Origin of the sequence: Mesorhizobium sp. M0306 (genome assembly GCF_040321655.1) — a bacterium.
Classification (GTDB): Bacteria; Pseudomonadota; Alphaproteobacteria; order Rhizobiales; family Rhizobiaceae; genus Mesorhizobium.
The window spans coordinates 113,674-134,014 of sequence record NZ_JAMYRY010000012.1 but is presented as its reverse complement, the minus strand read 5'-3'; the positions used below and the strand labels follow the sequence as shown (position 1 = coordinate 134,014).

16 protein-coding genes are annotated in these 20,341 nt (G+C 59.5%); 8 read left to right on the top strand and 8 right to left on the bottom strand.

Annotated elements, in window-relative coordinates:
• Window positions 1-235: 235 nt before the first annotated feature.
• From NKI95_RS18530 to NKI95_RS18505, 6 genes are all read right to left on the bottom strand, one after another.
• Window positions 236-1,261, bottom strand: coding sequence for a glycoside hydrolase family 3 N-terminal domain-containing protein (locus NKI95_RS18530; protein ID WP_352718722.1), 1,026 nt, complete (start codon window positions 1,259-1,261; stop codon window positions 236-238).
• 195 nt (window positions 1,262-1,456) lie between these two features.
• Window positions 1,457-2,221 carry an SDR family oxidoreductase gene (locus NKI95_RS18525; protein WP_352718770.1) on the bottom strand — a complete coding sequence of 255 codons (765 nt, stop codon included), beginning with the start codon at window positions 2,219-2,221 and terminating at the stop codon, window positions 1,457-1,459.
• Between the two features lie 18 nt (window positions 2,222-2,239).
• Window positions 2,240-3,097: an aminotransferase class IV gene (locus NKI95_RS18520; protein ID WP_352718768.1), complete on the bottom strand. Its 858-nt coding sequence runs from the start codon at window positions 3,095-3,097 to the stop codon at window positions 2,240-2,242.
• A gap of 111 nt (window positions 3,098-3,208) precedes the next feature.
• Window positions 3,209-4,981, bottom strand: coding sequence for a hydantoinase B/oxoprolinase family protein (locus NKI95_RS18515; RefSeq protein WP_352718766.1), 1,773 nt, complete (start codon window positions 4,979-4,981; stop codon window positions 3,209-3,211).
• A gap of 56 nt (window positions 4,982-5,037) precedes the next feature.
• A complete protein-coding gene (locus tag NKI95_RS18510; RefSeq protein WP_352718720.1) occupies window positions 5,038-7,140 on the bottom strand; it encodes a hydantoinase/oxoprolinase family protein in 2,103 nt (700 codons plus the stop codon).
• Between the two features lie 83 nt (window positions 7,141-7,223).
• Window positions 7,224-8,339, bottom strand: coding sequence for a LacI family DNA-binding transcriptional regulator (locus tag NKI95_RS18505; RefSeq protein ID WP_352718765.1), 1,116 nt, complete (start codon window positions 8,337-8,339; stop codon window positions 7,224-7,226).
• A gap of 464 nt (window positions 8,340-8,803) precedes the next feature.
• On the opposite strand from NKI95_RS18505, the gene NKI95_RS18500 reads away from it, so the two are divergent.
• The 3 genes from NKI95_RS18500 (at window position 8,804) to NKI95_RS18490 (ending at window position 12,393) form a co-directional block, all read left to right on the top strand.
• Complete coding sequence (locus NKI95_RS18500) at window positions 8,804-9,733, top strand: sugar ABC transporter substrate-binding protein (RefSeq protein WP_352718718.1); 930 nt, start codon at window positions 8,804-8,806, stop codon at window positions 9,731-9,733.
• A 73-nt stretch (window positions 9,734-9,806) separates the two neighbouring features.
• Window positions 9,807-11,345, top strand: a complete 1,539-nt coding sequence (locus NKI95_RS18495) for a sugar ABC transporter ATP-binding protein (protein WP_352718716.1) — start codon at window positions 9,807-9,809, stop codon at window positions 11,343-11,345.
• A gap of 49 nt (window positions 11,346-11,394) precedes the next feature.
• The gene (locus tag NKI95_RS18490; RefSeq protein WP_352502357.1) at window positions 11,395-12,393 is read left to right on the top strand and encodes an ABC transporter permease; all 999 of its coding nucleotides are present in this window, start codon (window positions 11,395-11,397) and stop codon (window positions 12,391-12,393) included.
• A 454-nt stretch (window positions 12,394-12,847) separates the two neighbouring features.
• Here NKI95_RS18490 and NKI95_RS18485 read toward each other — a convergent pair whose 3' ends face one another.
• Window positions 12,848-13,030 carry a hypothetical protein gene (locus NKI95_RS18485; RefSeq protein ID WP_352718715.1) on the bottom strand — a complete coding sequence of 61 codons (183 nt, stop codon included), beginning with the start codon at window positions 13,028-13,030 and terminating at the stop codon, window positions 12,848-12,850.
• A gap of 93 nt (window positions 13,031-13,123) precedes the next feature.
• On the bottom strand, window positions 13,124-13,564 hold the full coding sequence (locus NKI95_RS18480; RefSeq protein WP_352718714.1) for a hypothetical protein: 441 nt from the start codon (window positions 13,562-13,564) through the stop codon (window positions 13,124-13,126).
• 473 nt (window positions 13,565-14,037) lie between these two features.
• Between NKI95_RS18480 and NKI95_RS18475 the strand changes: the two genes are divergently transcribed.
• The 5 genes from NKI95_RS18475 to NKI95_RS18455 all read left to right on the top strand — a co-directional run bounded on the left by NKI95_RS18475 (window position 14,038) and on the right by NKI95_RS18455 (window position 20,313).
• Window positions 14,038-15,891, top strand: coding sequence for a thiamine pyrophosphate-binding protein (locus NKI95_RS18475; RefSeq protein WP_352718713.1), 1,854 nt, complete (start codon window positions 14,038-14,040; stop codon window positions 15,889-15,891).
• Window positions 15,892-15,990: 99 nt separating this feature from the next.
• The gene (locus NKI95_RS18470; RefSeq protein WP_352718711.1) at window positions 15,991-16,866 is read left to right on the top strand and encodes a carbohydrate ABC transporter permease; all 876 of its coding nucleotides are present in this window, start codon (window positions 15,991-15,993) and stop codon (window positions 16,864-16,866) included.
• Window positions 16,844-17,749 carry a carbohydrate ABC transporter permease gene (locus NKI95_RS18465; protein ID WP_352502279.1) on the top strand — a complete coding sequence of 302 codons (906 nt, stop codon included), beginning with the start codon at window positions 16,844-16,846 and terminating at the stop codon, window positions 17,747-17,749. Before NKI95_RS18470 ends, NKI95_RS18465 begins: the two co-directional genes overlap by 23 nt.
• A 4-nt stretch (window positions 17,750-17,753) precedes the next feature.
• Window positions 17,754-18,917 (top strand): ABC transporter ATP-binding protein, encoded by a 1,164-nt coding sequence (locus NKI95_RS18460; RefSeq protein ID WP_352718709.1) that lies wholly within the window; start codon window positions 17,754-17,756, stop codon window positions 18,915-18,917.
• 115 nt (window positions 18,918-19,032) lie between these two features.
• The gene (locus NKI95_RS18455) at window positions 19,033-20,313 is read left to right on the top strand and encodes an ABC transporter substrate-binding protein (RefSeq protein ID WP_352718708.1); all 1,281 of its coding nucleotides are present in this window, start codon (window positions 19,033-19,035) and stop codon (window positions 20,311-20,313) included.
• The last annotated feature ends 28 nt before the right edge of the window (window positions 20,314-20,341 follow it).

Genomic DNA, 20,341 nt, shown 5'->3' with positions numbered 1-20,341 from the left:
ATCGTTTCGAAGTTTCCTATACGAAGCGCTTTCTCCAGAGCATCAAATTCTACAGAGTCGCCTCAGTTGATGCTCGGATGTCCGCTTCTGGAATTCGCCGGTAGTCCGCTCGACGACTGGTAAGAGGCGCGAAGCTGACGCCAGCGGCGAATTTGAACCGAATACCCCGTCATCCCATGTTCATGATTTGTGCTTCGAAAGTCGCATAAAAGGGCAGTCTGGAATGTGAGGGTTTTCACACCTTTCTCATTTCATACTTGCGTGATAGGTGCCGAACCTTGTTAGCAGATTTTGCCAACGCCTCGGCCGAAATCGTTCCGGACCGAGTTGCTGTTTCAATGGCGTCCGCGATCTCGTCCAACTGGCTGCCGGTGTCAGCGAGAAGTAGGAAATCGCAACCAGCGTTAAGCGCATCAATTGCGACCGCGGCAACGCTATCGCCACGCATGGTGGCCATGGAGTCTAAGTCATCGGCCATAACGACACCATCGAAGCCGAGGGTCTCCTTCAGCATCCGGACCACCGTCTTGGATCGGAGTGCAGCCTTTGCTTGATCGTAGGCCGTCACGATGGCAGGCCCGACCATAATCATTTCCACCTCGGCAGCGATGGCAGCTCGAAAGGGTGCCAGACCCACCTCGACGTCGGAGAGCGCAAGGGGATTGACTGCACCTGCATCGACTGCCGGATCGCCAGTTATCGTGCTGTAGCCTGGAAAGTGCTTGCCCGTCGCTGCGACACGCCCCCTTTGAACGCCGCGGATGTAGGCTGCGGAAAGGCGCGCGATCAGTAGAGGGTCCTTCGACCATGTGCGCCTTTCCAGCCATTTGTTGGAACCGGTCAATACGTCAAGGATAGGAGACAAGAAAACATTGATGCCCATGCCGGCGGCCTCAGTCGCGACAAACATTGAAAGTTCGGAAATCTCGTCTTCCGACGCAAAGGGCAGGTCGCTTGGTGCAGGAAACTGCGGAACCAAATCATGCAGTCGGCAAATCCCCCCAATCTCCTGATCCACTGCCACAAGTAGCATACCCGACCTGCCCCGGGCGTCCTCGGTTATCCGCAGGAAGGACTCCGCCGTTTCTGACCCACGTCTGGTGTTACTCATCTTGCGGGCTAGATATTCTTCTCGGCTTTCTCCCAGCAGAATGGAGATTCCTCCCCGATCTAGAAAGCGCTTTGCCGGATCACTGAGCATCATTCCGTCGAAGGCAGGAAGAATAATCGCGTGAGCATCCTCAGCAGGCGTGAAACTCATAATTCATTCCCCTCGCAGTAGATTCTTCAAGACTCACCTCGACCATTTAGCGCGGGCCGAGGCCAGTCTCGTAAAGGCCCTTCCGCCTGTCTGATGCCGGCGTGTAACCGGCTGAGTTCCGTCGGGAGTGTTTCCGCTGCATGAAAATCCGCGTCCACTTCTGGGTGACGGAGAAGCGAAGGCAGCGCCAGGCGTTCACACCGTCACTGTGATACCACCGTCTACGTAGAGCGTGTGGCCGTTGACGAATGAGGACGCGTCGCTAGCGAAAAACACTGCAGCCCCGATGAGTTCTTCAACATTGCCCCACCGACCGGCCGGTGTGCGCCGCTCGAGCCACGTGGAGAATTCGGGGTCTCGAACGAGAGCCTCGTTGAGCGGCGTCTTGAAATAGCCTGGCGCGATGGCATTGATCTGCAAACCATGCTTTGCCCAATCCGCACACATGCCTCTGGTCAGGTTTCTGACCGCCCCTTTTGTCGCCGTGTAGGGCGCGATGGCCGGACGAGCCAATTCGCTCTGAACAGAGCCGATGTTGATGATCTTTCCGCGCCCTCGGCCTATCATGCCTTTGGCGACGGCTTTGCTCACGTAGAAAATGCTAGAAAGATTGGTTCTAACAAGATCGTCCCATTTCTCTTCCGGGAAATCCTCCAATGCTGATCGATGCTGAATGCCGGCATTGTTGATGAGAATGTCGATCGAACCAATCGAGGTCTCAATCCGCTCGACTCCCTGTCGCGCAGACAGGGCATTCGTGACGTCGAAGGCCGCCACCTCAACCGACAGGCCGTCCTTGAGCAGATCGGTGGCGGCGTCCTTCAACGTGTGTTCACGGCGACCGTTCAGGACAACCCGGGCGCCACACTCCGCCAGGCCACGGGCAAGCGCCAGGCCAATGCCCTGGCTCGAGCCTGTAATCACGGCAATCTTACCGTCGAGGTCGAAAAGCGATCGCATCTGCATTTCGCCCTGCGATCACGAAGCGTAAGATACTGGTGTCGCATGCCAGCCGGCCTTCCGCTTCTCCCAAAAGGCTGTTCTCAGCCGCGCGGAAATCGGACCCGGTCGGTCGTTCGCCAGGATTCTTGTTCCAAGACGGCTTGCCGGCATAATGCCGCCAGCGGTTGTCGAGAAGAAGATTTCGTCGGCGGCTTCGAATTCGTCGCGGGAAATATCCCGGACCTCACAGCGAATTCCAAACTCGTCGCAGAGTTCCAGGACTGTTCTCCGAGTGATGCCTTCGAGCGCACCGCGTTTCGGCGTGATGACCTTGCCATCTTTGACGGCGAAGACATTGAAGCCCGGTCCTTCCGTCACGTTTCCATCGCGATCGAGCAAAATGCAGGTTTCGGCGCCTTGATCGTGTGCCTCGAAATTCCCGCGCGTCAGGTCGCCCCAGTGGAAATTCTTGATCGTCGGGTCGAGTGACTCCGGCGCAATCCGTTGAGGGGACGCGATCATGGCGTGCACGCCGCGCTCCTGTTGCTCGGGCGTGAACACCCACACCCAAGGCATGACATGGCAAATCAAATAGCTGCGGCCGTTTATGGGATGAAGCGGCACGCCGCGCGGGGGGCGGGAGCGCACACAGTCCATCGCCACATAGGCCTCGCGCAAGCCGGTGCGCCGCACCAGTTCGGTGAGAATATTCTTGATCTCTTCGTCGCTTTCCTTCGGGTTCATCCGCAACTTCGTCATCGAGGTGCGAAAGCGGTTGACATGGTCGTCAAGCCGGAAGAATGCGCCGTAGTAGACGCCCGCGACATCGTAGGTAACGTCGGACCGGCGGTAACCCCACTCGGTGATGCCGAGCTTGGCATCCTTGAGAGGCATGAATTCACCATCAATGTAGGCCGCGCCAGCGGACCAATCGACGTCTGTCATCGTAGTTCTCCTTGATCTGAATCGTGCCCGCTGTCGGGCAGCCTGACAAAAAAATCCGGGCTAAACGGCCACCGCCAGTTCGCTCCGGCCGGCGCGCAGGATGCGTGTTTGGACGATGTCCAATTCAAGATTGTCGTCTTCGGGAGACCCCTTGACGGCTACTCCGTAGATGTCTCGTGCGCGCTGCACGCTGATCCACCCTTCGGCGAGATCGTGTAGCACCCGCGCCGCATCGCGTTCCCGGGGCGAGCCATATCCACCGCCGCCTGCGGAGTGAGAGACCATGTGCTCACCCGGCTGCAGAGTGACCCCGTAGCAGGGGGGAAGATCGACGACCGAACCATCAGCCTTGCGCATTGCCGCCCTGGACACACCGCCGGCGCCACCGCCGCGGGCGCCTGCGGCAGGCGTGATGGTACCATCGGCGGTGTAGAGGACGGTCAGGGAGTTTCCGCCCCACGGGCCGTACTCGCTATAGACCGACGGCGCGCCGCGAAACGTGCCTGCCCCCTCGGTGTCGCCGAGGATATGGCGATCCTGGATGATGATTGGATGATGGAGCTCGTCGACTTCAACGCTGTCGATATGGCACATCCCCGCATTGCCGGCATGGATCATGGTGAGGAAGCCGTCGGTGACCGGCGTGCCGGCGCCGCCGCTGATGCCGATATGGACCTGATTGATGAAGGGCTCGTCATTGTTGTAGGGATCGCGCCCGGAGATGACGCCCATTCCTGGCGGTTGGATCGGGCCGGTCGCGGCTTGCCCGAAGCCAGCCGAAAGCTCGGCGATCGCCCGCTGCACCGGATTGGTGACGTGGTCGGCGAGATTGGTGGTCGCCACCGAGCACGAGGCCGGATGCCTCGGTATGCCGACACAACAATTTTCGCGAACCCGAATCTCAATGCGTCGAAAGCTGCCCGCATTGGCGGTAACATGATGATCGAGGATGCCGTTGAAAATACCGATCATCGCCGCGCTTTTGGCAGTAGCTTCCGTAAGATTGAGACCACACGGCTGGCAATCGGGGTTGTCGCGCAGATCGACGATGATCCTGGCCTGGGCCGTATCGACTTCAACGTCCACCTTGACGGGAATGCCGTGCGGGATGCCGGGGAAGGGGTCGTGAGCGGACTCCAGGACGACACGTCCCGAAGACAACCTCCTGATTGCCTCGATCATCTTTTGTTCGGAATAGTCGAACCAGCGGGCGGCGTAGCCCTCAAGCATGTGCCAGCCGATCTCGCGGCCAAGGTTGAGCAGTTCGCGCTCGCCGATGCGGACGGATCCAAGGCTCGCAAGGAAATCACCCCACCATTGGTCCGGGACCCGGATACGGGCCTGGCACATGCGCACGATGTCGTGGTTGGTCTCGTAGTCTTCCTGAATCTTCGTCGCCGAAAAGATCAGCGCGCCCTCTTCGTACAAATCCTTGACGTCAGCGAGATAGCTGGATGGACGGGAATTGCCGCAGTCCGCCTGATGTGCCTTGGCCAGGACGAAGAAGCGCAGGATGCCCTCATCGTCGATGACCGGGACGATCATGCAGTGGTCGGCCGCGTGCGAGTTTCCCTCATACGGGCTGTTGTGGAGGAAGCAGTCGCCGCGCTTGAGCACCGGATGGTGCTTGAGCACCGCCTGGCACATCAAATCAGGGCCGATGAGCGTGTGGTTCGGCAAGCTCTCCGCCGCCGCCAGCAGCTTGCAGTCGGCGGTCAGAACGACACACGAGAAATCATGGGCCGTGTTGAGGATCCCGGAGCGGGCGGTTCGGAAAAGAGTGTTCTGCATCTTGCGGGCGATGGTTTCCATGCGGCTGGAAATCATCGCCATCTGAACGCCGTCCGGCGCCTTCTTCAAAATTTGCTCAGACATGGGAAAGCGCCTCCTTAGAATGTCACACGCAGGCCACCGCTGGCCGTGCGTTCTGCGACTGTGCCCGGATCGACCACGACGGTCGTGAACGATGATTCGATGATGGCGGGGCCGGCAACTGGTTCGCCCGGCTGCATGGCTTCGTAGCGATGAACCGAGACGTCGCTCCAGCCGAGTTCGGAGAAGTAGACCGGTCGCCTTGCGCGACCACCGGCAAAATCGCCTTCGGGGGGGATCGTGCCGGCGGCCCGATCGGTCAGTCTGCATCTGACCTTGGCGCGCCATGTCACGAATTCGACATTGGAATTGCGATCGCTGATCTCGAAAATACGCTGGTGGGTGTCATGGAAGGCATCCGAGACCTGCTTCAAATCGCCGTCGCTCTTCACCTGATCAAGCGGGAGAGGAACGTCGATTTCCCAGATCTGATGCGGATACCGCGCCTCTACGGAATACTCGATGTGGTAGTCGAGAGCCCCGGCGCCGGGCCCTTCCGCGAACTCAAGGCATCGCTTCCTCAGCTCTGCCAGAACCTCGTTGATCTTGTCGCCCGCAAATCTGTCGCTGGTCGTAAATTGCAGTTGCGCATAGTCCGACGAAAGCTCCGACATCAAGGCCCCGGCCGCGCTCATGACCGCACCTGCTTCGGGGATGAGGACACCAGCGCATTGAAGGCGCCTGGCAACTGCGACCGCATTAAGTCCGGCGGCACCGCCGCCGCCGATCATGACGGCCGAGGTGGGATCGATACCCTGATTGACCGTGATCTCCTCGATCGCTCCGACCATCTTTTCGGTTGAAAGCCTCAACACAGCGGCAGCGGCTTCCTCAACCTTGATGCCGAGCGGTTCGGCGACTTTCAGACGCAATTGCCGGGTCGCGCCCTCCCGGTCGAGGACCATGGCGCCGCCCAGGAAGAAGTCCGGGTCGATATAGCCCAGGATCAAGGCGCAGTCCGTGACGGTGGGCTCGGTTCCTCTGCGGCCGTAAGCGACCGGCCCCGGCGTCGAGCCCGCGCTCTGCGGACCGACCTGCAGAATTCCGCCATTGTCGACCCATGCGATCGAGCCACCTCCGGCGCCGATGCTCTTGATATCGACAGATGGAAAGCCGGTCATATGGCCGCGCGTGCGCTGGCCAATCCATGTTTCGCGGCTCCAGGGGATGCGCCCGTCACGCACCAGGCTGACGTCAAAGGTGGTTCCACCCGTGTCCGCGACAATCGCGATGGCGTTGCCAAAATCGCGCTCTGCGTAGTAGCGGCCGGCGACGGGCGCCATCGCCGGTCCAGAATTGATCGAGTGGATTGGAGCGCGTGCAACTGCCGAGGCATCCATGATGCCGCCACTTGAGGTAACCATCAGTGTCCGGCCGTTGAAACCGGCGTCCTGCAGCCGGTTGGTCAAGCCATCGAGATACTTGAACATCAGCGGCTTCAGCGATGCATCGATGACGGTCGCGGAAGCTCGGCGATATTCGCGCAGGGTTGGATTGAGCTGGTGCGAGAGCGTGTATGGAACGTCAGGCAGATGCTCCTTCAGCAGGTCTCCGATACGTCGCTCGTGAGCCGAGTTGACGACAGACCACAGAAGGCAAACGCCAACCGCTTCAATTTTCAGAGCCTCCAGTTTTTTGATTGTCGTGATGAAGTCGGCTTCGTTCAAATCCTCGACGATGTTGCCGCGCGCATCGACGCGCTCATTGACTTCGAACGTATATCGCCGAGGCACATAGGGCTCAGGGTAGGCGACCGTGAAGTTGAACGGTTCAATACGCCCGCCCTCGCGCATGACCAGGATATCGCGATGACCTTTGGTCGTGATGAAGGCTGTTTTCGCCGTCTTGCCGGTGATGATCGCATTGATGGCCCGGGTGGTGCCGTGCACGAACATGGCGCCGCGGCTGAGGAAATCCCCGAGGCCTAGTCGATAGTGCCTAGCTGCGAGATCCAAGGCATCGAGCACGCCGCGCACCGGGTCGTCAGGTGTCGTCGACGCTTTGAACAGCCTGATCTCGTTGCCATCTTCAACGACGAGGTCGGTGAAAGTACCACCGGTGTCGCACGCCATCCTGATATGATTTGCGCTGGGTTTGATCTCGGTGGCGTGGGTATCCATAAGGCAAGCCTCTTTCGTGCCGGCGCGGATGCATCCGGCCGGATATTCTGGGGTTGTTGGAAGAAGGGCGCTGTTTGGGACTGCTATTCCAAGTGTCGTTTGCCGACACGCGTGGCGGCATCTTCCTGTGGCGGCGCACATGTGTCTCGAATGACGAGTTCGGGCAGGAAGACCGTGTCGGAGCCGGCGTTGGCCGGCGCCGCATTCGGTTTGAGAACACGCTCGACGGCTGCGCTGGCCATCGCCTCGATAGGCTGACGTATGGTCGTCAGTGCGGGAAATGAGAGCTGGCTGATCCAGGCATCGTCCACGCCAATAATCGACATGTCCTTTGGAACGGCAATGCCGGCGGAACGGAAAGTCGCAAGCAACCCCAGCGCGATCATGTCGTTGAACGCGATAATGGCTGTGGGCCTGGGCGACAGCGCCGCCACATCGGAAGCGGCATCGCGACCGACCTCGACCATCTGGGCGTCTGCGACATCAAGTGCGCTCTGGTGACGCTCGAGCACCACTGCCTGGCTGTCATCGAGCTCGTGATCTCTCATCGCTTTCTTGAAGCCGGACAACCTCATCACCCGGCTGTGGGTGATGAGGGGATCCGTGACATACGCAATCCGCCGATGACCGAGAGCAAACAGATGTTCCACGGCAATCTCGATTGCAGCCTCGTGATCGAGATTGACCGTATCGAGCCGAGCAAGCTTCAAATCGAGCCTGTTGGCGTCCACGGCCACGATCGAGAGGTCGCTCCAGGCCGAGTAATAACCCCGCCTGGTGTTCAGGGGCGCGATCGTGATGAGGTCCGCAACGCCTACGGCGGCCAGATTGTCGAGAAACTCCTTCTCGAGCTTCGGATCGCGCATGGTGTTGCACAGGTGAACCCGGTAACCCGCCTTCACTGCGGCCTGCTCGATCGAGAACACCATCTGCCCGTTGAAGGGATTAACGATGCTCGGCACGACAAGGGCGATTACACGGGCCTTACCGGTCTTTAATTGGCGCGCTGCCTGGTTCGGTCGGAAATCAAGCTCAGCAATTGCCGTCGCAATGCGCGTCCTGGTCTCCGTCCCGAGCCGGTGGAATCGATTGTTCATGTAGTTCGAGACGCTGCTCACGGATACGCTCGCCGCTTTCGCGACGTCCTGAATGGTGGCGCGGTCCGCGGCATCTGTGGGCGATCCACTTTTCGGCGGCATGTCGTTCAAATCTCCCAAGGTCCCAGAGACCCTCATTCTACAACTCCCGCAGGAGAACAAAACCTCGATGGTCGCGAGTCCAGCTCCGCCGTTGTGCGGTCGAGCAAGTTGGTAAAACGGTACACTAAAAATTCTCCCTGTCAATCGATCGCCGATCTGGCGATGTCGCCTATCATGTCGTCGATATCCCGGGTTTTGGCGAGATAGCTCGACTCTGATGAAGGCAAACACGTCAAATGGGAGTTGACAGGTGAAAAAAAGCAGGTGTATCGTTTTACCAACTGTAGCAAGCCGAAGAGCTTCGCAGCAGGCTTAACGGCGCTGAACACGTCTCGCTTGGGGCAACGCCACGCCTGAAACTTGCACGATCGTTTTCTTGTGATGCTGCCGCTAGTCCGACGGGTACCGGGGCGAAGTCGGCAATACAAAGCTTTCCATCATCAAAAAACCGACGGAGACGGAACATGAAAAAGTTTTTGCTGGCCGCCGCATGTCTAACGTTGCTCGGCGTCCCTGCTCAGGCCGAAACAATCGGCTTCAGCATGCAGCGGTTCGACGACAATTTTCTCGCGATTCTTCGCAGTGGCCTGGAGGCGCACGCCAAAGACCTTGGCAACGTGACGTTGCTGATCGAGGATGCGCAGGGCGATATCGCCCGGCAGCAAAGCCAGATCGAAAACTTCATTGCCGCCAAGGTCGACGGCATGATCGTGATCCCGGTAGAGGCCGATGCCGGCGTCGCAATGTCCAAGACCGCCGACAAGGCCGGAATTCCCCTGGTCTTCGCCAACAATCAGCCTTCCAACGTCGATCAGCTGCCGGAGAAGCAGGCTTTCGTCGGCTCTGACCAGATCCAGGCAGGCAGCCTGGAGGCGAAAGAGGTGTGTCGCCTGCTGGGCGGCAAGGGCAAAGCCGTCATTCTGATGGGCGAACTCGGAACCCTGGTTGCGCGTGGCCGCACCGAGGCGGTGCACGAGGTCTTCAAGTCCGATGACTGCAAGGGCATCGAGATCGTCGAAGAGCAGACGGCCACCTGGTCACGCACGCAGGCGCTCGACCTGACCACAAACTGGCTGTCGGCGGGTCTCAACTTCAATGGCGTCATCGCAAACAACGACGAGATGGCGCTGGGTGCGCTTCAGGCCATCAAGGCAAGTGGCGGATCAACCGGCGACTACGTCGTTGCCGGCATCGATGCAACGCAGGACGCCTTGACAGCCATGAAGTCAGGCGACCTCAAGGTGACCGTTTTCCAGGACGCGATCAGCCAGGGAAAAGGCGCGCTCGACACGGTTCTAAAGCTGGCCCGAGGCGAGAAGACCGACAAGAAGGTCTTCACCACGCTCGAACTCGTCACCAAGGACAATATGGACAAGTACCTGAAAAGGAACTGACCGCCAGCATCGCGCGCCGGTCATTGATCGGCGCACGGACTGTTCCGTTCGATCTGGATTTGGGACGACTTCGATGCAGACCACAGTCGCCGCTACGCCAATCCCACCTGGTCTTGAGGACAAGCGTCAGCCCTGCCTGCTGAGCGTGACCGGAATCAGCAAGTCGTTTCCGGGCGTGATGGCTCTCGACGACGTGAGCTTTCAACTCAGGCGGGGTACCGTCCATGCGCTGATGGGCGAGAACGGCGCCGGCAAATCCACGCTGATGAAAATCCTGGCGGGGATATACCAACCCGATGCAGGAGAAATCTTCCTCGACGGCATTTCCGCCCAGTTCAAGACCCCGCTCGACGCGCTGACACAGGGTGTCGGGATGATCCATCAGGAATTGAACCTGATGCCCTCGATGACGGTCGCGGAGAACATCTGGATCGGCCGAGAGCCACGCAATCGATTTGGGATCGTCGATCATCGGCGCATGAATCGCCTATCGCGCGATCTTCTCGCGGAGCTGAAGATCAGCCTGGATCCGGAGGCGGAAGTTCGCCATCTGTCGATTGCCAGCAGGCAGATGGTGGAAATCGCCAAGGCGGTTTCCTATCGCTCGCGTGTCCTGATCATGGATGAGCCCACCTCGGCACTGACAGAGCGCGAGTCGGCCCATCTCTTCGAGATAATCGGGGATTTGAGAAAGCAGGGCATCGGCATCGTCTACATCTCGCACAAGATGCACGAGATCTTCGAAATATCGGACGAGATCTCCGTTTTTCGTGACGGCAAATATATCGGCACCCATGCGGCAGCAGCCACCAGCCGGGACGAGATCATCCACATGATGGTCGGCAGAGACATCTCGACGCTGTTTCCGAAAGAGAACGTGCCGACCGATGATGTCTTGCTTTCGGTTCGGGACCTGACTTTGCGCGGCGTCTTCTCGGGCGTCTCTTTCGATCTGCGGGCGGGCGAGATATTGGGCCTCGCCGGTCTGATTGGGTCGGGGCGGTCCAATGTTGCCGAAACCATCTTCGGGGTGACACCCGCCACCAGCGGCGAGATACGGATAAGGGGGCAACGCGTCGATCTGAGATCGCCACGCGATGCGATCGCCAACGGAATGGCCTTCCTGACAGAAGACAGAAAACAAAGCGGCTGTTTTCTCGTCCTGGACATTCTCGAGAACATGCAGATTGCCGCTCTTCAAAGCCAATTCGTCAATGCCGGTTTCGTGCACGGCAAGGCGATTGCCGCGGCATGCCGCGAGATGAGCAGGACGTTGCGCGTCAAAAGCTCAGGTATCCACACCACGGTCGAAAATCTCTCCGGCGGCAACCAGCAGAAGGTGCTGATCGGACGCTGGCTTTTGACCAGACCGGGCATCCTCATCCTCGACGAGCCGACACGCGGCATCGACGTTGCCGCCAAGGCCGAGATCCACGCTCTGGTCTCAGCGCTCGCCAGCGCGGGCGCCGGCGTCATTCTGATTTCCTCGGAGATGCCGGAGATCCTCGGAATGAGTGACCGCATCATGGTGATGCATGAAGGCAAGATCACCGGCGTTCTGGACCGCGATGAGGCGACGCAGGTCAAAATAATGGAACTCGCTTCGAAGTAGGCGAGGAAAGAGGAACTGTACGATGGGAAAAGACACAACAGCCGCCGCCATGCCTGAGTACCGTGGCGGCCTTGGCGGTTGGCGAAAACCTCAGGAGCTCAATATCTTCCTGGTCCTGGTGGGGATCGTTGTCCTCTGCGAGGTGTGCGGCTGGCTGTTGATCGGGCAGAGTTTCGTCTGGAATCCGCAGCGCCTCACGATCACCATCCTCCAGGTGTCCGTGGTCGGGATTATCGCAATCGGCGTGACGCAGGTCATCATCACCGGCGGCATCGACCTTTCTTCGGGGTCCGTCGTGGCGGCAAGTGCGATGCTGGCGGCTGGGTTTGCCCAATCCGCGGAATGGTCGAAAGCGCTTTATCCTTCGTTGACCGATCTGCCGGCCATCGTCCCGATCGGCGTTGGTGTCCTGGTCGGTTTGATTGCAGGGATAACCAACGGTGTTTTTGTCGCCTATGCCCGGATCCCGCCGTTCATCGCAACGCTCGGCATGATGGTTTCAGCTCGGGGCATTTCGAAATGGTATACAAAAGGCCAGCCCATTTCGGGGCTGACCGATCAATTCACCGCCATTGGCTCGGCTGCATGGCCGGTGTTCGTCTTCATAGTCGTCGCCATAATCTTCCATGTTGCGCTTCGCTACACCCGCTACGGCAAGTACACCTATGCCATCGGCGCGAACGTCCAGGCAGCGCGGGTCTCCGGCATAGATGTCGAAAGGCATCTGGTTAAAGTCTACGCGATCGCCGGAATGCTTGCCGGTCTCGCCGGCATCGTCACCGCGGCGCGCGCGCAGACGGCTCAGTCCGGCATGGGATACATGTATGAGCTCGATGCGATTGCCGCAGCCGTGATCGGCGGAACGTCGCTTGCCGGCGGGGTGGGCCGGATAGGGGGCACCGTAATCGGCGTGGTGATCCTGGGCGTGATGTCGTCAGGCTTCACGTTTCTGCGGGTCGACGCCTACTACCAGGAAATCGTCAAGGGCCTGATCATCGTCACGGCCGTGACCATTGATGTCTACCGGAATCGGCAGAAACGCTCCTAGATCGAGCCCGCTCGCGGGCGCCTACTCCAAAACAATAAAAGCCGCCAGACAAAAATCACAAAGGCAGGAATGTTTCCGCAAGCGCAAGAAGACTTCAGGTCAATTCTGAAAATTCCATCGATGGAGATCGAAAATGCAAATAAGAGCACTGCACAGCTTGACATTGCAGCATTTTGACTTCGGCGCACTCGCCGAATGCGTATCTCAAAGGTGGCGATATCTGGCCAGGGTTCACGACTTTGCTCGCCGCCTTGTTGACAAACATGGGGCGGGCCGTGCGTCGGATCTTACAAAAGGGGCCGCCGCCAGAGCGTCGGGGAGGCGCGGGGCGATCCTGCGGGCCATTGCCGAGTCAGTGAACGATCTGACGCGGTTGGACATTTTCTACCATTGACTGGACGGTTCGAGCTTACGGCAAAAACCGCCCACAGTCGCTCACCACGCAACGATCAACTCAGCCGATCGGGTGCAGTTCTATGGCCAACCAAACCGCATCGGTGTCGGCGAAATAGCGATGCCATGGATATTTCCACTGGTTCGTTCCGCTGACCCGGCAAAACGCCTCATGGGTAAAGCCCGGCGCCATGAGGACATCTTGATAAAGCGTCGCCTGGTCGTTCTCCCGGAATTTCTGCATGCGGCCGGTTCCGAATATCTGCGTGTGGATCTCCAGGAAGGGATGGTTTGTCGTGAATGAAGCAGTCGGTTTCAGCAGGTGACCACCAGAGGTTCATTTGAGCACGAAGCGCTGCATTTGCCGTTCCACGGCGACCTCGCCTGTAAAGAACAGCGGGTCGAGCTCGACTTCGCCGATCGTGTCCGGCGGCGAGATGAAGAGCGGGGTCTGGCGCGGGAAAGACCGGATGCGGTTGCCGAGCCAGTCCCAGCCGCGGAACATGACGCCGCCCAGGTCGACTGTCTTGCAAACTTTCAGGACAGCGATCCGGCCGCTCTGTTCGATCGTCGCTTTCGACAGCATAGCCGAGCGCCACGGCGCAATTGAAGTCTTGATCGCATCGTCGATGATCAGCCGGTCGCTCGACAGGTTGACGACGATGCTGCTTTCGACGTGCAGGCCGGCGCCATTTTCGAAGAAATCGGCGGCGACGAAATCGTCCGCGAAATTCAGAGATCGATGCTGCAGCAGGCCGGTGCCCCGATGAACACTCATATCGTTCCTCCACCCATCGCGACCGTAGGGCGATGCCGTCCTGCGACCGCTGTCGCCATGTCACATCGACTGACGATCAAAAGGACAGAAAGGGCGGGCTTCAGCAATTTCGCAGACGCCCTTCGATCAGCGCGATCTGACGCAATGCCTGCGTCACTGGCTGGCATTGCCCTGTCAGCGGCAATGGTCGAGCCGTCGATCCAACAGCGGGCAGAGGGTCTGGCGCCGAAATTTCAACGGCCGATTTGGTTTCGCTTCGCAAGCCCGGCGCCATCGCAGAACGGGCGGCAGCATAAGCTGACAGCATTTTACGCACTGGCAGCTTCAGCTTGCGTCACATTAGACATCATTGAGAAATTGCGAGTTGGCTGTCGGCGAAGTCATATCGCAGGACAATCAGCCGATCCGGACCGACCTCCCAGAGGAGTGGTCGTGCATACCGGAGGCAAGCCAGAAAAGAGCGGAGCAAATGCATGCCGGCGCACGAAGACGTGCGACGGCCGACCGCTGACGAGGGGAGTTCTGCAGACATGAAGCTTACTGGCGGCCAGGTCATCGCGACCGCATTGAAGAAGTACGGCATCAAATACGTGGCAGCCATCCCGGGGCATGGATGCTGGGCGATGCTCGATGCCTTCCTGCAGAAGGGCAGCGAAATCCCGGTCATCCAGGTGATGCATGAGCAATGCGCCGTCCACATGGCCGATGGATACTGGCGCGCCTCGGGCAAGCCGATGGCGGCGATGACTTCGATTGGACCCGGTGCCGCTAACACCATCATCGGCCTGGCGACAGCCTACGCCGACTCGACGGCGGTGCCGCTCTTCACCGGCGGGCCGGCGACGCATATGCGCGGCCACGGGGTCATGCAGGAGCTCGATCGCCACCGCACCAATTTCTTCCCGCAGATCGCCAGCGGCGCCGTCAAACGATCTTTCGAAGCTGGTCGCGTCGATGAATTGCCCTTCATCATGCATCGCGCCTTCAACGCCATGCTCAGCGGTCGTCCGGGTCCGGTGCATGTCGAAGTGCCGATGGATATCCAGTCGCAGGCAGCCGAGGTGGACATCCACGACCTAGATCTCAGGATGGCGATGGGCCGCGCCCGACCTGACCAGCGGGCAGTCGAGGCTGCCGCCGCGGCGTTGCTTGCGGCAGAGCGTCCGGTGATCGTGGTTGGCGGCGGTGCCATCACGGCGGAAGCAGCACCGGAAGTGAGGAAGTTGGCCGAAAAGACCGGCGCCGTGGTTGTCACGACCTGGAACGGCAAGAGTGCCTTCCCGGAAGATCATGTGCTTTTCGCAGGAGCGGTAGGCCAGACGGGAACTTCGGCCGGCAACAATATCGCTGCCGGGGCGGACCTCGTTGTTTCCGTCGGCTGCCGCTTCACCGATTGGTCCGCGTCCAGCTGGCGCAAAGGCGTCAGTTTCTCGATCCCGCCGGCGAAGCTTGTCCACATCGACATCGACCATCAGGAGATCGGCAAGAATTACCCGACTGCGGTCGGGCTTGTCGCCGACGCCAAGATGGCGCTTGCCGATATCATCGATGCCATTTCGTCCGAGCAGTCAAAGAAGACGCTTGCCCGGCGGGAAGCATTCCACAATGCGGTCGCTCGTGAGAAGGCCGATTGGGAAACGCAGCTCGCCGTACGTCGCGACAGCAACCAGTTCCCTTTCACGACGCAGCGTCCGCTGAAGGAACTTCGCGAAATCATGGGTCGCGAGGACATTCTTCTGGTCGGCTCAGGCAACACGCAAGGCGTCGTCAAACAGACCTATCCGGTTTACGAGCCACGCACGCACATCACCTCCGGCAGCTACTCCTCGATGGGTTGGGCGCTGCCTGCTGCCCTCGGCGCCAAGCTCGCCTGCCCGGACCAAAAGGTCTGCGTCATCCTCGGTGACGGCGACTTCATGATGTCGATGCAAGAGATGGCGGTGGCAGCGATGCACAACATCCCGATCGTCATCGTCGTACAAAACAATTCCGGCTACATGTCGATCCGCGGCGGACAGCGCAAGATCCTCGGCCGCCATGTCGCCAGCGAATTCAATATGGGCAATGGCGGCGCCTACTCGCCGCAATTCGCTGAAATTGCCAAGAGCTTCGGCATCGACTCCTGGCGCGTCGAGAGCGCCGACAAGCTGAAGCCGGCCCTCGAAGCTGCATTTTCCTGCGGCGGCCCAGCGCTCGTCGAAGTGCCGACGGCGCGCGATGCGGCAGGCGCTTTCGTCCCAGGCTGGTGGGACTTCCCGATCCCCGCCTATCACGACGAAGGTCAGGACGACTATTGGCGAGAACGTGCGCAAGAGCAGCATCTTTGACCGCATGGTCAGGGCAGCAGCGACAATACCGCCACCAAACCTGAGAGGCCCAAGAGCCACGTGACGACGAATAGCCCCCGAGCAACGATCACAGAAATTTTGACCGGCTGGCCCTCGAAATGCTGGCTGGTGTTGCTGCCGACTTTGCTGGTCACGTTGCTGGTCGTCTACGGCTACATCCTGTGGACGGTCGTCGTTTCCCTGACCTCGTCGCGCTTCTTCCCCAAGTACGATTTCGTCGGCATCGAGCAATACGCAAAATTGTGGAAGGCTGATCGCTGGCAGATCGCGGTCGACAATCTTTGGATCTTCGCATCGCTCTTCATCGGCCTTTCAGTTGTTGCCGGCCTGGTGCTTGCGATCTTCCTTGACCAGAAAGTGCGGCTCGAGAACGTCATCCGCAGCATATACCTCTACCCGATGGCGATCTCCTTCATCGTCACCGGCATCGCCTGGAAATGGATACTCAACCCTGGCCTCGGCATCCAGAAACTGGTGCGCGATATGGGCTATGTCGATTTCAAGTTCGACTGGCTGATCGACCCGAAGATGGCCATCTACACCATAGTGCTTGCCGCCTTCTGGCAGTCCTGTGGTTTCGTCATGGCGATTTTCCTGGCGGGCCTGAGAGGTGTCGACGCGGAGCTCTTCAAGGCAGCTCGCATCGACGGCGCTGGCCTGCCGAGAATCTACTGGTCGATCGTTCTGCCGATGCTGCGCCCGGTCTTCTTCAGCGTCATCGTCATCCTGCTCTACCAGGCGCTACGCTCGTTCGACCTCATCGTGTCTCTGACGAATGGCGGTCCGGGGTTCTCCAGCGATCTGCCGACGACCTTCATGTACCAATACACTTTTGGACGTGGCCAGCTCGCTCAAGGCGCCGCAAGCGCGGTGATGATCACGATGACGGTGATCGCCATCATTGTCCCTTACCTCTATTCGGAAATACGCCATGAACGCCGCAACGCTCGCTAGCCCGGTGCCGCGTTCGGCGGCGCGTATCGATGTCGCACGAGTCCTGGGATGGGCCGCGGTCTACTTCACCCTTCTCATCTTCGTCCTGTTCTTTGTCGGGCCATTGTTCGTGATGATCACCACGTCGTTGAAATCGATGGAGGAGATACGTCTCGGCACTTTGGTCGGCATCCCGCGCCACCCAACCATTCAGCCCTGGATCGATGCGTGGTCGAACGCGTGCGTGGGAGTCGAATGCACCGGCCTCAGCCCATTCTTTCTCAACACCATCTACCTGGTCGTTCCGGCAACGCTCATTCCCACGGCAATCGGCGCACTCAACGGCTACGCCCTCACGCAGGTCAATTTTCGCGGGCAGAACATCGTCTATGCGATCATCTTGTTTGGCTGCTTTGCGCCCTACCAGGCAATTCTGATTCCGCTTGCTCAAACACTCGGCAAACTCGGCCTCGCCGGCACGATCAACGGCCTGATCCTTGCACACGTCGTCTATGGTCTGCCGTTTACGACGATGTTTTTCCGGAACTTCTTCATCTCTGTGCCAAGCGATCTCGCCAAGGCCGCCAGGATAGACGGCGCGGGTTTCTTTCAGACATTTCGCCACGTGATGCTGCCGATGTCGCTGCCGATCATGGTGGTGGTGATCATCTGGCAGTTTACCAGCATCTGGAACGACTTCCTGTTTGGCGTGGCTTTCACCTCGGGACGAAATGTCCCGATCATGGTGGCGCTCAACAACATCGTCTCGAGCAGCACCGGAGAGCGTCCGTACAACGTCGACATGGCTTCGGCCATGCTCGCCGCGTTGCCGACGCTCCTCGTCTATGTGTTCGCCGGAAAGTATTTCGTCCGCGGTCTGATGGCCGGATCTGTAAAGGGGTAGGGCCGTGGCACAACTCAACATCCGCAGTCTTCACAAGTCCTACGGCAACCTCCCGGTGCTCGAGAACATCGACATCGAGGCAAGGGACGGCGAATTCCTCGTATTGCTCGGCCCGTCGGGTTGCGGCAAGTCGACCCTGCTCGGCGCCATCGCAGGCCTCGAACCAATCAGCAGCGGCGACATTCTGATTGACGGGCGCTCGGTCGCCAGACTTGAGCCAAAGGATCGCGACATCGCCATGGTGTTCCAATCCTATGCGCTTTATCCGACGATGACGGTTCGCGATAATATCGCCTTCGGCATGAAAGTGCGCGGCGTGGCAAAGCCAGAGCGCGACAAGGCGATCGCCCGTGTCGCGGAGACGCTGCAGATCGGCGCTCTGCTTGACCGGAAGCCGGGTCAACTGTCGGGTGGTCAGCGGCAGCGTGTCGCAATGGGCCGCGCGCTCGTGCGCTCGCCCAAGATCTTCCTGTTTGACGAGCCGCTATCGAATCTGGACGCAAAGCTTCGCGTCGAAATGCGCGCCGAGATCAAGAAACTCTACCAGCGTCTCTCGGCGACAATCGTCTACGTGACGCACGACCAGGTCGAAGCGATGACGCTTGCGACCAAGATCGTGGTGATGAAATCGGGGGTGATACAGCAGATCGGCTCGCCCGACGAAATCTACGGCCGCCCCGCCAACACCTACGTCGCGGGGTTCATTGGCTCGCCGCCAATGAACCTGATCCCGGCTCGCATGCGTCGAAAGGATGGCCGTGTGCTGCTTGAAATCGAGGGCGCTGGCGACAAACCGATCCACCTTGCGATCTCGGGTCCTGCCAATCCATCTGCCGCCCCAGAGGGGACGGCGGTCATTGCGGGTATCCGCCCCGAGGCGATTTTTCTGCCGCACGAGAAAAATCATGAACACACCCAGAAAGTCGATGCGGTGGTCGACCTTGTCGAGCCAACGGGCTCCGACACTTTCGTCACGCTTACCCTTGGCGGCAACAAAGTCATTGCGCGGTGCCATCCGAAATCGGCGCTGAGGGCAGGCCGCGAAACCTTCCTGGTCGATATCGATGGCATCCAGATATTCGACGTCAACACAGGCATGCGCATCGAGCAGGCTGGAGAGGACGCGGGCATGCCACCGATCGACGTGACGCGGTTCGCGACCGGGTAGATCAACCCAGGGCCTTCGAGGCAACACGCCACAACCGACAATGAAAAAGGCGGCAGACGTTTCGGCGCGTCTGAGCCTTCGTGCACCAATGTCTGCCGAACAAGGAGCAACCATAATGAGCATCAAGGGGAAGCGGAAATATTTCGGGCCAGTTCTGCTGAGTGCAGCGGCCGTCGCGTCAATGGCAATCAGCATACCGGCCTACTCCGCCGAAAACGAAATCGAGGTCGTCCATCAATGGACCGCCGCGGGCGAAGCTGCGGCAATGAAGGTGTTGAAGGACGCTGTCGACGCGCAGGGTCTCAAGTGGGTGGACTCGCCGATCGCCGGCGCCGGCGGCAAGAACATGACACAGGCGCTGCAGGCGCGCTTCGCGGCCGGCAATCCGCCCGCCGCATCGCAGATGCCAGGTCAGTTCGTCTTGGAATATGCGCAAGCCGGTTCTCTCGGCGATCTGTCGGCAACCGCTGAGAAGGAAGGATGGGAAAAGCTCGTCGCTCCCGCTCTGCTCGACTACATGAAGGTCGATGGAAAGATCGTTGCGGTGCCGCTCAACCAGCGGCGCGAGAACATGCTCTGGATCAACAAGAAGGTTCTCGACCGGTTCGGCGGAAAGGTACCGGAAAGCTGGGACGAGTTCCTGACGCTTGCCGAGAAGATCAAGGCGGGTGGGATAATACCGCTGGCGCTGGGTGGTGACGACTGGCAGGAGGGCGAAATCTGGACAGACATCCTGATCGGCCAGGCCGGCGTCGACTTCTACAAGAAGGCAGTGATGGCGACCGACCACGCAGCCATCAAGAGCGACACGATGGTCAAGGTGTTCGACACCTTCCGCAAGGTGCTCGCCTATGCCGACCCCAACCGCGCCGGCACCGACTGGGCGATCGAGACGGGCAAGGTGATCAAGGGCGAAGCCGCAATGCAGTTCCAGGGTGACTGGGCAAATGGCGAGTTCGTCGCCGTCAACATGAAGCCTGGCGTTGACTATCTCTGCACGGCGGCGCCCGGACACGGCCACACGTACGTCTTTCTCACCGACTTCTTTGGCATGTTCAAGCAGCCGAATCCCGAAGCGCAGAGGAAGCAGGAAATTCTCGCCAGCGCGGCGATGTCGATCGAAGTTCAGGAGAACCTGAACCTCAAAGGTGGCTCTATTCCGGCACGCCTCGATGTACCGCGTGACAGGTTCAATGACTGCTCCAAGCAGGCCTTTGCTGACCGTGAGGAAGGCATGAAAGACGGCACGCTCATTCCCTCGTTCGTCGAAAACAATGCGCTGCCGCGCGACATCCGCGCTCCGTACATGGACGTCATTACACAGTTCGCAAATACGCCCGACATGACCTCGCAGCAGGCAGTCGACAAGCTTGTCGAAGGGTTGAATTCCCTCTGACCCTCCTTGGACGCCGCCGGTGCGAAAG